9 protein-coding genes and 1 tRNA gene are annotated in these 14,975 nt (G+C 66.9%); 6 read left to right on the plus strand and 4 right to left on the minus strand.

Annotation, left to right across the window (positions count from 1 at the left end):
* Positions 1 to 48: 48 nt before the first annotated feature.
* A complete protein-coding gene (aceE, locus tag AB3K92_RS34070) occupies positions 49 to 2,745 on the minus strand; it encodes a pyruvate dehydrogenase (acetyl-transferring), homodimeric type (protein ID WP_021157662.1) in 2,697 nt (898 codons plus the stop codon).
* 273 nt (positions 2,746 to 3,018) lie between these two features.
* Between aceE and fixL the strand changes: the two genes are divergently transcribed.
* The 4 genes from fixL (at position 3,019) to AB3K92_RS34090 (ending at position 9,586) form a co-directional block, all read left to right on the plus strand.
* On the plus strand, positions 3,019 to 5,535 hold the full coding sequence (fixL, locus tag AB3K92_RS34075; protein ID WP_042973631.1) for an oxygen sensor histidine kinase FixL: 2,517 nt from the start codon (positions 3,019 to 3,021) through the stop codon (positions 5,533 to 5,535).
* Positions 5,532 to 6,170 carry an oxygen response regulator transcription factor FixJ gene (gene fixJ / locus AB3K92_RS34080; RefSeq protein WP_006493245.1) on the plus strand — a complete coding sequence of 213 codons (639 nt, stop codon included), beginning with the start codon at positions 5,532 to 5,534 and terminating at the stop codon, positions 6,168 to 6,170. Before fixL ends, fixJ begins: the two co-directional genes overlap by 4 nt.
* A gap of 244 nt (positions 6,171 to 6,414) precedes the next feature.
* Positions 6,415 to 7,275, plus strand: a complete 861-nt coding sequence (gene folD, locus AB3K92_RS34085; RefSeq protein WP_048024084.1) for a bifunctional methylenetetrahydrofolate dehydrogenase/methenyltetrahydrofolate cyclohydrolase FolD — start codon at positions 6,415 to 6,417, stop codon at positions 7,273 to 7,275.
* Between the two features lie 223 nt (positions 7,276 to 7,498).
* Positions 7,499 to 9,586 (plus strand): M3 family metallopeptidase, encoded by a 2,088-nt coding sequence (locus AB3K92_RS34090; protein WP_021157659.1) that lies wholly within the window; start codon positions 7,499 to 7,501, stop codon positions 9,584 to 9,586.
* Between the two features lie 61 nt (positions 9,587 to 9,647).
* Here AB3K92_RS34090 and dinB read toward each other — a convergent pair whose 3' ends face one another.
* On the minus strand, positions 9,648 to 10,841 hold the full coding sequence (dinB, locus tag AB3K92_RS34095; RefSeq protein ID WP_021157658.1) for a DNA polymerase IV: 1,194 nt from the start codon (positions 10,839 to 10,841) through the stop codon (positions 9,648 to 9,650).
* A 136-nt stretch (positions 10,842 to 10,977) separates the two neighbouring features.
* Between dinB and AB3K92_RS34100 the strand changes: the two genes are divergently transcribed.
* On the plus strand, positions 10,978 to 11,670 hold the full coding sequence (locus AB3K92_RS34100) for an aspartate/glutamate racemase family protein (RefSeq protein WP_021157657.1): 693 nt from the start codon (positions 10,978 to 10,980) through the stop codon (positions 11,668 to 11,670).
* Between the two features lie 98 nt (positions 11,671 to 11,768).
* Here the strand turns inward: AB3K92_RS34100 and AB3K92_RS34105 are convergent.
* Positions 11,769 to 11,845, minus strand: a tRNA-Met gene (locus AB3K92_RS34105).
* A 182-nt stretch (positions 11,846 to 12,027) separates the two neighbouring features.
* On the opposite strand from AB3K92_RS34105, the gene xth reads away from it, so the two are divergent.
* Positions 12,028 to 12,804 (plus strand): exodeoxyribonuclease III, encoded by a 777-nt coding sequence (gene xth, locus AB3K92_RS34110; protein ID WP_048024087.1) that lies wholly within the window; start codon positions 12,028 to 12,030, stop codon positions 12,802 to 12,804.
* Between the two features lie 19 nt (positions 12,805 to 12,823).
* On the opposite strand, the gene AB3K92_RS34115 is transcribed toward xth, so the two are convergent.
* Entirely contained in the window at positions 12,824 to 14,932 is a 2,109-nt protein-coding gene (locus AB3K92_RS34115) for a prolyl oligopeptidase family protein (protein WP_369466652.1), read from the minus strand.
* Between the last annotated feature and the right edge of the window lie 43 nt (positions 14,933 to 14,975).

The following is a 14,975-nucleotide window of genomic DNA, read 5'->3' on the forward strand; positions in this document are numbered from 1 at the left end:
GCGCGCGCTTCTCGCGGAAGCGGCGCGCGGCATCACACGGCGTGTGCGTTAAACGGTCATCGGGTTGGGCTTCGACGGATCGAGGTTGTACTTGGCGATCGCGTCCGCGACCACCTTGCGCTCGATCGTGCCCTCGTCGGCCAGCGCGTTGAGCGCGGCGACGGTGACCCAGTGACGGTCGACTTCGAAGAAGTGACGCAGCTTCTCGCGGGTATCCGAGCGGCCGAAACCGTCGGTGCCCAGCACGACGAAGCGGCGATCGATCTGGCCGCGGATCTGGTCGACCAGCGCGCGGACGTAGTCGGTCGACGCGATGACCGGGCCCTGCGTGTCCTTCAGGCACTTCTGCACGTGCGACAGGCGACGCTCCTCGGTCGGATGGAGCAGGTTCCAGCGCTCGACCTGGTGGCCTTCACGCGCCAGCTCGGTGAAGCTCGGCACGCTCCACAGGTCGGCGGCGACGCCCCAGTCGTTCTTCAGCAGGTCGGCGGCAGCGATCACTTCGTTGAAGATCGTGCCCGCGCCGAGCAGCTGGACGCGCGGCGCCTTCTTGTCGGCGTCGGCCTTCCTGAACGCGTACATGCCCTTGATGATGTCGGCCGCCACGTGCTCGCCCTGCGGAATCGCCGGGTGCTCGTAGTTTTCGTTCATCACCGTGATGTAGTAGTACACGTCCTCCTGGTCCTGCACCATGCGGCGCAGGCCGTCCTGGACGATCACCGCGAGTTCGTAGCCGAAGGTCGGGTCGTAGCTCACGCAGTTCGGCACCGATGCCGCCCACAGGAGCGAGTGGCCGTCTTCGTGCTGCAGGCCTTCACCGTTCAGCGTCGTGCGGCCCGCGGTACCGCCGAGCAGGAAGCCGCGCGAACGCATGTCGCCCGCGGCCCATGCCAGGTCGCCGATCCGCTGGAAGCCGAACATCGAGTAGAAGATGTAGAACGGCACCATGATCTCGCCGTGCGTCGAATACGACGTCGCCGCCGCGATCCAGTCGCACATGCCGCCCGCTTCGTTGATGCCTTCCTGCAGGATCTGGCCGGTCTGCGATTCCTTGTAGAACATCAGCTGGTCGGAATCTTCCGGCACGTACTTCTGGCCTTCCTGGTTCCAGATACCGATCTGGCGGAACAGGCCTTCCATGCCGAACGTGCGCGATTCGTCCGGGACGATCGGCACGACGCGCTTGCCGAGCGCCTTGTCCTTCAGCAGGATGTTCAGAATCCGCACGAACGCCATCGTCGTCGAAATCTCGCGGCCCTCGCCCGTGCCCTTCAGCAGCGGTTCGAACGCGTCGAGCGCCGGCACCGGCAGCGACGTCGCCTTCTCGCGGCGATGCGGCAGGTAGCCGCCGAGATCCATGCGCTGCTTGCGCATGTATTCGAGTTCCTTCGAGCCTTCCTCGAACTTCAGGTACGGCACGTCGGCGATCTGCTCGTCGGTGATCGGCAGGCGGAACTGGTCGCGGAACTTCTTCAGTTGCTCGACCGGCAGCTTCTTCTGCTGGTGCGTGATGTTCATCGCCTGGCCCGACTCGCCCATCCCGTAGCCCTTGATGGTCTTCGCGAGAATGACGGTCGGCGCACCCTTCGTGTTCGTGGCTTCGTGGAAAGCCGCGTAGATCTTGTGCGGATCGTGGCCGCCGCGGTTCAGCGCCCAGATGTCGTCGTCGGACCAGTCGGCGACGAGCGCCTTCAGTTCAGGCGTGTTGAAGAAGTGCTCGCGCACGAACGCGCCCGACTCCGACTTGTACGTCTGGTACTCGCCGTCGACGACTTCCATCATGCGGCGCATCAGCGCGCCCGTCTTGTCGCGCGCGAACAGCGCGTCCCAGCGGCTGCCCCAGATGACCTTGATCACGTTCCAGCCGGCACCGCGGAATTCCGATTCCAGTTCCTGGATGATCTTGCCGTTGCCGCGCACCGGGCCGTCGAGACGCTGCAGGTTGCAGTTGATCACGAACACGAGGTTGTCGAGCTTTTCGCGGCTCGCCATCCCGATCGCGCCGAGCGATTCCGGCTCGTCCGTCTCGCCGTCGCCGAGGAATGCCCACACCTTGCGGCCTTCCGTCTTCGCGATGCCGCGCGCTTCCAGATACTTCATGAAACGTGCCTGGTAGATCGCCATGATCGGGCCGAGACCCATCGACACGGTCGGGAACTGCCAGAAGTCCGGCATCAGCCACGGGTGCGGGTACGACGAAATGCCGTTGCCGTCGACTTCCTGGCGGAAGTTGTCGAGCTGCTCTTCCTTCAGGCGGCCGAGCAGGAATGCGCGCGAGTACACGCCCGGCGACGAGTGGCCCTGCACAAACACGAGATCGCCGCCGTGCTGCTCGGACGCTGCGTGCCAGAAGTGGTTGTAGCCGACGTCATAGAGCGTCGCGGCCGACGCGAACGACGCGATGTGGCCGCCGACGTTCGTGTCCTTGCCTGCACGCAGCACCATCGCCAGCGCGTTCCAGCGCGTGTACGAACGGATGCGGTGCTCGATGTCCTGGTCGCCCGGGATCTTTGCCTGGGCTTCGACCGGGATCGTGTTGATGTACGGGGTATTGGCGGAGAACGGCAGGTGTTCGCCGTGCATGCGGGCGAACTCGATCTGCTTTTCGATCAGGTAATGCGCGCGGCCGGTGCCCACGGAGGAGATCACGCCATCGAGCGACTCCAGCCACTCGACGGTTTCTTGCGGGTCGTCGTCACGTTCGGCGGCGACATATTTCATCACTTCGTTCGGTACAGCGGACATTCTCGTCTCCTGGGTCCTGGAATGTGAGGATCGCTCTCGTGCAGACGACGCGACGCGACCGGCTGCGGGCAAGCTCCAGCGGATTGTAATGAGCGTGCGCGGGCCTGCGCAACAAAATTTTCGAATTGTGAGATCTTTTCTCGCAATACGAAATATTGCTGCGCTGCACCCATATTTCGGGGCTCTCCGGCGCGTCCCGGCGGAACAAATCCGTTTCCGTTCAACATATCCGGTATAGGTTTTCCATGTATTGCGCTGCGCTACAATCCTGCCATGTTGACCGATCGGCTTTTCGCACGCTCGGCGCGACCGTCGGGCCCGCCGGCGGAGTCGCAGCCGTCCCGTTGGCACCACGGACCGTGGTGGTCCAATTCCTATTTGCTGACGCCACTGCTGTCGATCCTCGTGTTCCTGGTGGTGATGAGCCTCATCCTGTGGAGCCTCAACCGCCGCGAACAGCAGCAGCAGGAAGACACCCTCTTCCGGAACGTCGCGTGGGCGCAGCAGCAGATCCGCCTGTCGATGACGGGCGCGCAGGAACAGCTCCAGGCAGTGTCGCGCGACCTTGCGTCCGGCCGTCTCGACCAGAACGCGTTCCAGATGGCCGTCGCGGACGTGATGCAGACGCACCCGGAAATCCTCTACCTGAACTGGTACACGTCGCCCGGCGTACAGCGCTGGCCGACCGTGCATCCGCCGCTGCTCGGCCAGCGGCTCGCGAAGCCCGGCGAAGCGCAGATGCAGGACGCCGTGCGCGGCGCGTACGACGAGGCGCGCAGCACGCGGCGCCAGGCCTATTCGCCGCTGATCTACGACGACTTCGGCAACGGCTTCATCACGCTGCAGACGCCCGTCATGCGCGGCGACCGCGAGTACCTCGGCTCGATCGCCGCGGTGTTCTCGGTCGAAGGCATCCTGAAGCACGACATTCCGCAGGAACTGTCGTCGAAGTACAAGATCTCGATCACCGACGCGAACAACCGCGAGCTGTCGTCCACGTCGACGCGCCCGCGCCTGCCGCGCGACTCGCACTACGACCTGCCGCTCGATCCGCCCGGCCAGGGGCTGACCGTGCGCGTGTATGCATTCCCGCAACTCACGAACCTCACCAACAACACGCTCGTGTGGCTCGTGGCGGGCCTGTCGTGCTTCGTGCTGTGGAGCCTCTGGAGCCTGTGGAAGCACACGCGCCAGCGCTTCGAGGCGCAGCAGGCGCTGTACGCGGAGGCGTTCTTCCGCCGCGCGATGGAGAATTCGGTGCTGATCGGCATGCGCGTGCTCGACATGCACGGCCGCATCACGCACGTGAACCCCGCGTTCTGCCGGATGACGGGCTGGGACGAAACCGACCTCGTCGGCAAGGTCGCGCCGTTCCCGTACTGGCCGCGCGACGCTTACCCGGAAATGCAGCGCCAGCTCGACATGACGCTGCGCGGCAAGGCGCCGAGCTCGGGCTTCGAGCTGCGCGTGCGGCGCAAGAACGGCACGCTGTTCCATGCGCGCCTGTACGTGTCGCCGCTGATCGACAGTTCGGGCCGCCAGACCGGCTGGATGTCGTCGATGACCGACATCACCGAGCCGAAGCGCGCGCGCGAGGAACTCGCGGCCGCGCACGAGCGCTTCACGACGGTGCTCGAAAGCCTCGACGCCGCGGTGTCGGTGCTGGCCGCCGACGAAGCCGAGCTGCTGTTCGCGAACCGCTACTACCGCCACCTGTTCGGCATTCGCCCGGACGGCCATCTCGAGCTGTCGGGCGGCGGCTTCGACCGCGCGCAGGCATCGTCCGACTCGATCGACATGGTCGACGCGTTCGCGGGCCTGCCGGCCGCCGCGCTGACGAGCAGCACGGCCGATGCGCAGGAGGTGTACGTCGAGAGCATCCAGAAGTGGTTCGAGGTGCGCCGCCAGTACATCCAGTGGGTGGACGGCCACCTCGCGCAGATGCAGATCGCGACCGACATCACGACCCGCAAGAAGGCGCAGGAGCTCGCGCACCAGCAGGAAGAGAAGCTGCAGTTCACGAGCCGATTGATGACGATGGGTGAAATGGCGTCGTCGATTGCTCACGAATTGAACCAGCCGCTCGCCGCGATCAACAACTACTGCTCGGGCACGCTCGCGCTCGTCAAGAGCGGCCGCGGCACGCCCGAGACGCTGCAGCCCGCGCTGGAAAAGACCGCGCAGCAGGCGCTGCGCGCCGGGATGATCGTCAAGCGGATCCGCGAATTCGTGAAGCGCAGCGAGCCGAAGCGCCAGCCGGCCCGGGTCGCGGACATCGTCGCCGACGCGGTCGGGCTCGCTGAAATCGAGGCCAGGAAGCGCAGGATCCGGATCGTCACGGAAATCCTCGCAAGAATGCCTATTATTTATGTCGACCCCGTGCTGATCGAGCAGGTGCTCGTGAACCTGATGAAGAACGCGGCCGAGGCGATGGCCGACGTGAAGCCGGCGTCGGCGGACGGCGTGATCCGCGTCATCGCCGACATCGAGGCGGGATTCGTCGACATCCGCGTGATCGACCAGGGCCCGGGCGTCGACGAAGCGACCGCCGAGCGCCTGTTCGAACCGTTTTACAGCACCAAGTCCGATGGCATGGGCATGGGGCTGAACATCTGCCGTTCGATCATCGAATCGCATCGGGGGCGTCTGTGGGTGGTCAACAACGTCGAGCCGGATGGCCGCATTTCCGGCGCGACGTTCCACTGCAGCCTGCCCATTGGGGAACCCGCTGATCTCGGCCAAGGGGGGCGCGAGGCATCGGCATCACATACCGTTACGGGAGAACTATGAATAGCCCTGTCACCACCACTCAGGAAACCGTCTTCGTCGTCGACGACGACGAGGCCGTACGGGACTCGCTGCGCTGGCTGCTGGAGGCGAACGGCTATCGCGTGCAATGCTTCTCGAGCGCCGAGCAGTTCCTCGATGCGTACCAGCCGGCGCAGCAGGCCGGCCAGATCGCGTGCCTGATCCTCGACGTGCGGATGTCGGGCATGAGCGGCCTCGAGCTGCAGGAACGCCTGATCGCCGACAATGCCGCGCTGCCGATCATCTTCGTCACGGGTCACGGCGACGTGCCGATGGCCGTGTCGACGATGAAAAAGGGTGCGATGGACTTTATCGAGAAACCGTTCGACGAAGCCGAGCTGCGCAAGCTCGTCGAGCGGATGCTCGACAAGGCCCGAAGCGAAAGCAAGAGCGTCCAGGAGCAGCGTGCCGCGAGCGAACGCCTGTCGAAGCTGACCGCGCGCGAGCAGCAGGTGCTCGAACGGATCATCGCGGGCCGCCTGAACAAGCAGATCGCCGACGATCTCGGCATCAGCATCAAGACGGTCGAAGCGCACCGCGCGAACATCATGGAAAAGCTCAACGTCAATACGGTGGCCGACCTGCTGCGCCTCGCGCTGTCGAAGAAGCAGGCCTGAGCGTCGCGCGCGGCTCCGGGCAGCCCTGCCCGGCCGGCCGCACCATCGGCTACCGCGCCGCGCGATGCGGCCCACTCGCGCGGCATGGCCCGGCGCTTCCTCCCGGAGCGCCGGCACCGGCGCCATGACGCTTTCCTTGTATTCACTGTCGGACGACGGCAGGCGACCGGTATAATTGCGTGCTTTGCTGCGGCGCTTCGCGTGCCGCACGCCCGCATTCCAACTTCCCGGCAGGACCACCACCATGACAGCCCTCCTCATCGACGGCAACGCCCTCTCGAAGACCTTGCGCGCGCAGGCCGCCGAACGCGCCGCCGCCCTGACCGCACGCGGCCACCAGCCCGGTCTCGCGGTGATCCTCGTCGGCGCCAACCCGGCGAGCGAAGTCTATGTGCGCAACAAGATCAAGGCGTGCGAGGACAACGGCTTCTTCTCGCTGAAGGATGCGTACCCGGCCACGCTGTCGGAAGCCGACCTGCTCGCGCGCATCGACGAGCTGAACCGCGACCCGAAGATTCACGGCATCCTCGTCCAGCTGCCGCTGCCCGCGCACATCGACAGCCACAAGGTGATCGAGGCGATCGCGCCGGAGAAGGACGTCGACGGCTTCCACATCGCGAACGCCGGCGCGCTGATGACCGGCAAGCCGCTGTTCCGCCCGTGCACGCCGTACGGCGTGATGAAGATGTTCGAGGCGCACGGCATCCCGCTGCAGGGTGCGAACGCGGTCGTGATCGGCCGCTCGAACATCGTCGGCAAGCCGATGGCAATGATGCTGCTCGACGCCGGCGCGACCGTGACGATCTGCCACAGCAAGACGCGCGACCTCGCCGCGCATACGCGGCAGGCCGATGTCGTGGTCGCCGCGGTCGGCAAGCGCAACATCCTGACCGCCGACATGGTCAAGCCCGGCGCGACGGTGATCGACGTCGGCATGAACCGCGACGATGCCGGCAAGCTGTGCGGCGACGTCGACTTCGCGGGCGTGAAGGAAGTGGCCGGCCACATCACGCCGGTGCCGGGCGGCGTCGGCCCGATGACCATCACGATGCTGCTGATCAACACGATCGAAGCCGCCGAGCGCGCGGCCGACGCAGCAGCCTGACCCTGCCCGTTCAGCCGGCGTGCGGTTCCGCGCGCCGGCGCCTCGCCGGCCGCACTTGGCCGGCCACCCCATCCCGCATTCGACCCCGCGCCAATCGCGTCGTTAGAAACTAACGATTGGAAAGCGCGCGATGCGCCCCAATAATGTCGATATCGGGCGCCGCGCTGTCGTGCGCGCCTTACCCTTTTCACTCCGGTTCATCCGGCAACAGACAGGGAGTCTTATGTCCGCCAGCGCCAACACCAACCCGCTTCTCGACTTCTCGGGCCTGCCCCGCTTCGGCGAGATCCGCCCGGAACACGTGACGCCCGCGCTCGACACGTTGCTCGATGCCGCCAGCCGCGCGGTCGAGACCGCAAGCGCCGCCGCGACGCCGGCAACCTGGGCGGATGTCGTCGAGACGGTCGAGCACGCGACGGAGCCGCTCGGTCGCGCGTGGGGCATCGTCGGCCACCTGAACGCGGTCGCCGATACCCCCGAACTGCGGGCCGCCTACGGCGAAAACCTGCCGCGCGTGACCGAATTCTGGTCGAGCGTCGGCCAGAACCTCGCGCTGTACGAGAAGTACAAGGCAATCGCCGCGAGTGCCGAATACGCAACGCTGTCCACCGAACGCAAAAAGATCCTCGACAACGCGCTGCGTGATTTCCGCCTGTCGGGCGCCGAGCTGCCCGAGGACCAGAAGCCGCGTTTCGCCGAACTGCAGGAACAGCAGGCCGCGCTGTCGAAGGCCTTCTCCGATCACGTGCTCGACGCGACCAACGCGTACGCGTACATCGTGCAGGACGACGCCGAACTGGCCGGCCTGCCCGGCGACGCGATCGAGGCCGCCCGCGAAGCCGCGCAGAAGGACGGCAAGGAAGGCTGGAAATTCACGCTGCACTTCCCGTCGTACTTCCCGGTGCTGCAATACGCCGACAACCGCGCACTGCGCGAGACGCTCTACCGCGCCTATGCGACGCGCGCGTCGGAACTCGGGCCGCAGTACGGCGACGGCAAGGCCGAATGGGACAACACGGCGATCGTCGCCGATGCGCTGAAGCTGCGCCGCGAAGAGGCGCAGATGCTCGGCTACCGCAACTTCGCCGAAGTGTCGCTCGCGCCGAAGATGGCCGAATCGCCGCAGCAGGTGATCGCGTTCCTCGAGGATCTCGCAACGCGCGCACGCCCGCACGCGGACAAGGACTGGGACGAGCTGCGCACGTTCGCCGCGAAGGAACTCGGCCTCGCCGAACTCGCGCCGTGGGACGTCGCATACGCGGCCGAGAAGCTGCGCCAGCAGCGCTACGCATTCTCGGAAAACGAGGTCAAGCAGTATTTCCCGGAGCCGGCCGCGCTGAAGGGGCTGTTCACCGTCACCGAGACGCTGTTCGGCGTCCAGATCAAGCCGGACGATGCGCCGGTGTGGCACAAGGACGTGCGCTTCTTCCGCGTCGAGAACCGCGACGGCTCGCTCGTCGCGCAGTTCTATCTCGACCTGTACGCGCGCGAAGGCAAGCGCGGTGGTGCGTGGATGGACGACGCGCGTTCGCGCGCGAAGCGCGGCAGCACCGTGCAGACGCCGGTCGCGTACCTGACCTGCAACTTCTCGGCACCGGTCGGCGGCAAGCCCGCATGCTTCACGCACGACGAAGTCATCACGCTGTTCCATGAATTCGGTCACGGGCTGCACCACATGCTCACGCGCGTCGACGAGCTCGGCGTGTCGGGCATCAACGGCGTCGAATGGGATGCCGTCGAGCTGCCGTCGCAGTTCATGGAAAACTTCTGTTGGGAATGGGACGTGCTGTCGTCGATGTCGTCGCACGTCGATACGGGCGCCGCGCTGCCGCGCGAGCTGTTCGACAAGATGATCGCCGCGAAGAACTTCCAGAGCGGGCTCGGCACGCTGCGCCAGATCGTGTTCTCGATGTTCGACATGCTGCTGCACGTCGACTTCGACCCGGCAGGCGCCACCGGCGTGACCGCATTCGCGCGCGAGATCAACGAACGCTATCACGTGATCCCGCAAGCCGCGTTCTCGCGCTGGCCGAACACGTTCAGCCACATCTTCGCGGGCGGCTACGCGGCCGGCTACTACAGCTACAAGTGGGCCGAGGTGCTGTCGGCCGATGCGTACGCGGCGTTCGAGGAAGCGGCCGCCGCGAGCGGCAGCGTGCTCGACGCAGCGACCGGCACGCGCTATCGACGCGAAATCCTCGAGGTCGGCGGCAGCCGCCCGGCGATGGACTCGTTCAAGGCGTTCCGCGGCCGCGAACCGCAGATCGATGCGCTGCTGCGCCACAACGGGATGGCCGCACCCGCGCACTGAGCGCCCGCTGTCCGGCTCGTCCGGCTGCATCGAAAGGCACCGCCGCGGCGGTGCCTTTTTTTCATGGTGCCGGGGGTTCGTCGGCTGCGTCGCCGGCGTGTCCGGTTTCGTCGTCGAACAGCGAGAACTGCCCGTGGCGCTCGGCGGTATCCTCGTCGATGCGCACGCCGACGCCGAGCAGCCGCACCGCCTGCGCACGCCGTTGCAGCCCCTTCGCGAGCAGCGTGACGGCCGTATCCGCATGCGTCGCGTCGGCCACGCACTCGACCGTCGTCCGCTGGAAATCGGCGAAGCGGATCTTCACGTACAGCTTGCGGATCGACCGCGCGGCGCCCGCCCGCGCGATACGCGCGTCGAGCTGCACGACGAGCCGGCGGATTTCTTCCGCGCACTGCTCGAGCGTCGTCAGATCGGTGACGTAGGTCGTCTCGACGCTGACCGACTTGCGCTCCTGGTCGGCCTGCACCGGCCGCTCGTCGATCCCGCGCGACAATTCGTACAGCCGCCGCCCGAACGCGCCGAATTCGCGGTGCAGGTCGATCAGCGGCCAGTCGCGCAATTGCGCGCAGGTCTGGATGCCTAGCCGGTCGAGCCGCGAGGCCGTCACCTTGCCGACGCCGTGCAGCTTGCGCACCGGCAGCGCCGCGACGAACGCGTCGATCTCGTGCGGCCGCACGACGAACAGCCCGTCTGGCTTGTTCCAGTCGGACGCGATCTTCGCGATGAACTTGTTCGGCGCGACGCCGGCCGACACGGTCACGCCGACCGTATCGTGCACGCGCTGGCGGATCTCCCGCGCAATCAGCGTCGCACTGCCCTGGCATCGCTCCGACCCGCTGACGTCGAGGTACGCCTCGTCGAGCGACAGCGGCTCGACGTCGGGCGTGTAGTCGCGATAGATCGCCATGATCTGCCGCGATGCCGCGCGGTACTTGTCCATCGCGGACGGCAGGATCAGCAGGTCCGGACACTTGCGCATCGCCAGCGCCGACGACATCGCCGAATGCACGCCGTAGCGCCGCGCCTCGTAGTTGCAGGTCGCGATCACGCCGCGCTGGTCGGGCCGGCCGCCGACCGCGAGCGGCCGGTTGCGCAGCGACGGGTCGTCGCGCATCTCGACCGACGCGTAGAAGCAGTCGCAATCGCAATGAATGATCTTGCGCATGCGCGGCAGCACGTCGCCCGGTGGTGGCGCGTGCGGATCGGCAGGCGGAATGATGGTCGGGTTCACGGTGCCGATACTGTACAAAAACACAGTGCCGGTTTCAACTGTCGCGTGCGGTCGCGCCCGGCTGTGCCGTACCGGCCCGCTTTGCACGGATCGTACCGGCCGGCGCGGGCAGCGGCGCCTATACTCGTCTGCCGCAATACACGAAACGCAAAGGTGACAGATGAAGACGATCGGATTGATCGGCGGGATGAGCTGGGAATCGTCGGCCGAGTACTACCGGATGATCAATCGCCATTCGAAGGCGCTGCACGGCGGGCATCACAACGCGAAAAGCGTGCTGGTCACGGTCGATTTCGCGGAGATCGAAGCGCTGCAGCGCACGCACGACTGGGCCGCGCTCGGCGAACGGATGGCCGGCGCCGCGCGGCAGCTCGAAGCGGCCGGCGCCGATCTCGTCGTGCTGACGACCAATACGATGCATCGCGTCCACGCCGCGATCGAAGCCGCGGTGACGCTGCCGTTCCTGCACATCGCCGATCCGACCGGCGCCGCGCTGCGCGATGCGGGCATCGAGCGCGTCGCGCTGCTGGGCACGCGCTACACGATGGAGCTGCCGTTCTACGCGGAGCGGTTGCGCGACAGGTTCGGCATGGAGGTACTCGTGCCGGACGAACGCGGGCGCGACGACGTGCACCGGATCATCTACGACGAGCTGTGCCACGGCATCATCGCGCCGCAATCGCGCGCGACGTACGTGACGATCATCGAGGAACTGGCGACACGCGGCGCCCAGGCGGTGATCCTCGGCTGCACGGAAATCACGCTGCTGATCGGCGCGGATGACTCGCCGCTGCCGGTGTTCGATACGACCGCGCTGCATGCGAAGGCGGCGGTCGAGTGGGCCGCGCAATAGCGGCGCCGCGCGCAGAAAACAAAAAACCCGGCACGGGGCCGGGTTCCTGTCGACGAAGCGCGCATCGGTCACTTGCGCTGCACATCGTCTGGTGTGCTTGGTTGCGGGGGTAGGATTTGAACCTACGACCTTCGGGTTATGAGCCCGACGAGCTGCCAGACTGCTCCACCCCGCGTCAGAGAAATAAATTATAGGGTGAGGAAGTACTCACGTCAATACTTTTGTCACAATTTCTTCCCGATTCCCCGTGACGGCGGTGCGAGGCACCGCCCCGCCCCGCACGACGGGCGCGTTCGCACCGCGTGCTCGCGGTAAGATGGCGGCCTTCGCATTTACCCCGCACGCACACTCCCGTTCATGAAAATCGCCACCTGGAACGTCAACTCGCTCAACGTCCGCAAGCAGCACGTACTCGACTGGCTCGCGCAAAGCGGCACCGACGTGCTGTGCCTGCAGGAACTGAAGCTGCCGGACGAGAAATTCCCGCGCGCCGATCTTGAAGCCGCCGGCTACCGCAGCTGGTTCACGGGCCAGAAGACCTACAACGGCGTCGCGATCCTCGCGCGCGACACGCTGTCCGTCGACGAATCGGACGTCGTGCGCAACATTCCAGGCTTCGACGATCCGCAGCAGCGCGTGATCGCCGCGACGGTCGACGGCGTGCGCATCGTGTCCGCGTATTTCCCGAACGGCCAGGCGCCCGACTCGGACAAGTTCGTCTACAAGATGCAATGGCTCGACGCGCTGCAGGCGTGGCTGCGCACCGAGCTGCAGCGCTACCCGAAGCTCGCGCTGCTCGGCGACTACAACATCGCGCCGGAAGACCGCGACGTGCACGACCCCGCGAAATGGGAAGGCCAGAACCTCGTGTCGCCGCAGGAGCGCGCCCATTTCGCGCAACTGATCGAACTCGGCTTCGTCGATGCGTTCCGCCGCTTCGAACAGCCGGAGAAGACCTTCACGTGGTGGGACTACCGGATGATGGCGTTCCGCCGCAACGCGGGGCTGCGCATCGACCACGTGCTGCTGTCGCCGGCGCTCGCGCAAACCTGCACGTCGTGCGAGGTCGATCGCACGCCGCGCACGTGGGAACAGCCGTCCGACCACACGCCCGTGGTCGCGGTCGTCGGCTGACCGGGCAGCCCGCGCGCGTTCAGCGCCGCGCGGGCGCCGGCCCGAGATGGGCCCACAGGAACCCGAATTCCGCCGCGTCGGCTTCCGCGCGTTCCAGATCGTCGGCACTGCCGTGGCCGCCGTCGGTGTTCTCCCAATACCACACCCGTTCATGACCGAGCGCATGCATGCGCGCGGCCATCTTGCGCGCATGCGCGGGATGCACGCGGTCGTCGCGCGTCGACGTCGTCAGCAGTAACGGCGGATACGCGACGCCCTCGCGCACGCGGTGATACGGCGAATACGCGGCCAGCGCCGCACCTTCGTGCGGATCCTCCGGGTCGCCGTATTCGTCGAGCCACGCGGCGCCCGCGTGCAGCTTCGGATAACGCCGCATGTCGAGCAGCGGCACGCGACAGAGCACCGCGCCGAACAGCTCCGGCCGCTGCACCATGCACGCGGCAACCAGCAGCCCGCCGTTGCTGCCGCCCTCGATGCCGAGCTGAGCGGCGCTCGTCACGCCGGTCGCGGCCAGATCCTCGGCCACCGCGATGAAATCGTCGAACGAGCGCTGGCGGTGTTCGCGCTGCGCGTCGACGTGCCAGCGCGGCCCGAACTCGCCGCCGCCCCGGATGTGCGCGAACGCCATCACGCCGCCGCGCTCGAGCCACCCGATGCCGAACGCGTCGCTGTAGCCCGGCAGGTTCGGGATCGCAAAGCCGCCGTAGCCCGACAGCAAACACGGCCGCGCGACGCGCGCGGTGCCTTCGGCCGGATCGAGTGCATCGCGCGGCCCGATCAGCGTGTACGGCACCATCGTGCCGTCTCGCGAGCGCGCGCTCGCGCGGCGCACGACGAGCCCCGTCGCGTCGAACTGCACCGGCGGCCGGTCGAGCAGCACGCGGCGCGACGACGCATCGTCCGCGCGGTCGGCCAGATCCGCCAGCCAGCACTCGGGCGGATCGAGATAGGTGTCGACGTCGACGTACACCTCGTCGTTCAGCGTCGCCTCGACGGGCTCGACGTCGATCTGCGCGTCGCCCGCCCACTCGAACGGCCGCGCATCCCATGTCCACGTACCGTCGTCGACCTGTCGCGGTTGCCACAGCATCGTGCGGTTGTGCACGTCGTCGAGCCAGCTCGCGATCAGCGTCGTGCGCGTGTGCGTCCACGTGCATGCGGACGTCGTCGGCTGCGGCGCGAACAGCGTCGTGAGTTCGCGCGACCCGGCCAGGAACGCCTGCTCGCGGATCGCCAGCAGCGAGCCGCCCGCATGGCGCACGCCGCCGCAATCCCAGTCGAGGCGCGGCTCCAGCATGAGCCAGCCTTCCCAGAACCCGACCTCGACATGGGGCGGCACGTCGTAGCGCGCCCACTCGCCCGCATCGGTCAGCCGGTACGCATGCGCGTCGAAGAAGTCGACGCTGCGCCACGCGACGTGGCGGTTGTCGATCGGATCGAACCCCGCGCCCGCGCTGATGTCGTCGGGTTCGCCGCTGAAGACGACGGGCGCATCGGCAAGCGCGGTGCCGCGCACCCAGCGCCGCGCTTCATACGGATAGCCGGCCGCGGTGGCATGCGCGTCGCCGCGATCCCAGCTCACGTAGACGGTATCGCGATCGATCCAGCCGACCGTGTGATGCCCCGGCTCGTCGATCGTGAAGCCGCCGTCGACGAAACGACGTTCGACGAGATCGAATTCGCGCACGACGACCGCGTCGGCACCGCCCGGCGACAGCGACAGCAGCACGCGATCGCCGTCCGGATACAGGATCGCGTCCTGCTCGAACACCCACGATTCGCCCTCCTCCGCGCCGAGCGCATCGACGTCGAGCAGCGTTTCCCACGCCGGCCGGCCTGCACGCCAGTCGTCCCAGCGCGTGCGGCGCCACAGCCCCTTCGGATGGAGATCGTCCTGCCACAGGTCGTAGGCCCAGTCGCGCCAGCGGGTTGGAATCACCGGGCGTTCGCGCGGCAGGTACGCTTTCGCGAGGCGCGCCGTGAGCGCGCGATAGGCATCGTCGTCACGCAGCGCGGCGCGCGTGCGCGCGTTCTGCTCGTCGACCCACGTGCGGGCACGCTTGCTGTCGAGCGCTTCGAGGAAACGGAACGGGTCGGCCCCGGCGGGCCAGCGGAAGGAATCGGACATTGCGGATGGGCGGAATGGCAAACGGCGTGCAAACCGCGATTAT

Origin of the sequence: Burkholderia sp. Bmkn7, assembly GCF_041103175.1 — a bacterium.
GTDB lineage: Bacteria > Pseudomonadota > Gammaproteobacteria > Burkholderiales > Burkholderiaceae > Burkholderia > Burkholderia cepacia.

Bases quoted from the DNA above. Each gene is read 5' to 3' on its own strand.
- aceE (WP_021157662.1), bottom strand. From the start codon at position 2,745: ATGTCCGCTGTACCGAACGAAGTGATGAAATATGTCGCCGCCGAACGT.
- AB3K92_RS34115 (WP_369466652.1), bottom strand. From the start codon at position 14,932: ATGTCCGATTCCTTCCGCTGGCCCGCCGGGGCCGACCCGTTCCGTTTC.
- xth (WP_048024087.1), top strand. From the start codon at position 12,028: ATGAAAATCGCCACCTGGAACGTCAACTCGCTCAACGTCCGCAAGCAG.
- folD (WP_048024084.1), top strand. From the start codon at position 6,415: ATGACAGCCCTCCTCATCGACGGCAACGCCCTCTCGAAGACCTTGCGC.
- fixL (WP_042973631.1), top strand. From the start codon at position 3,019: ATGTTGACCGATCGGCTTTTCGCACGCTCGGCGCGACCGTCGGGCCCG.
- AB3K92_RS34100 (WP_021157657.1), top strand. From the start codon at position 10,978: ATGAAGACGATCGGATTGATCGGCGGGATGAGCTGGGAATCGTCGGCC.
- fixJ (WP_006493245.1), top strand. From the start codon at position 5,532: ATGAATAGCCCTGTCACCACCACTCAGGAAACCGTCTTCGTCGTCGAC.
- AB3K92_RS34090 (WP_021157659.1), top strand. From the start codon at position 7,499: ATGTCCGCCAGCGCCAACACCAACCCGCTTCTCGACTTCTCGGGCCTG.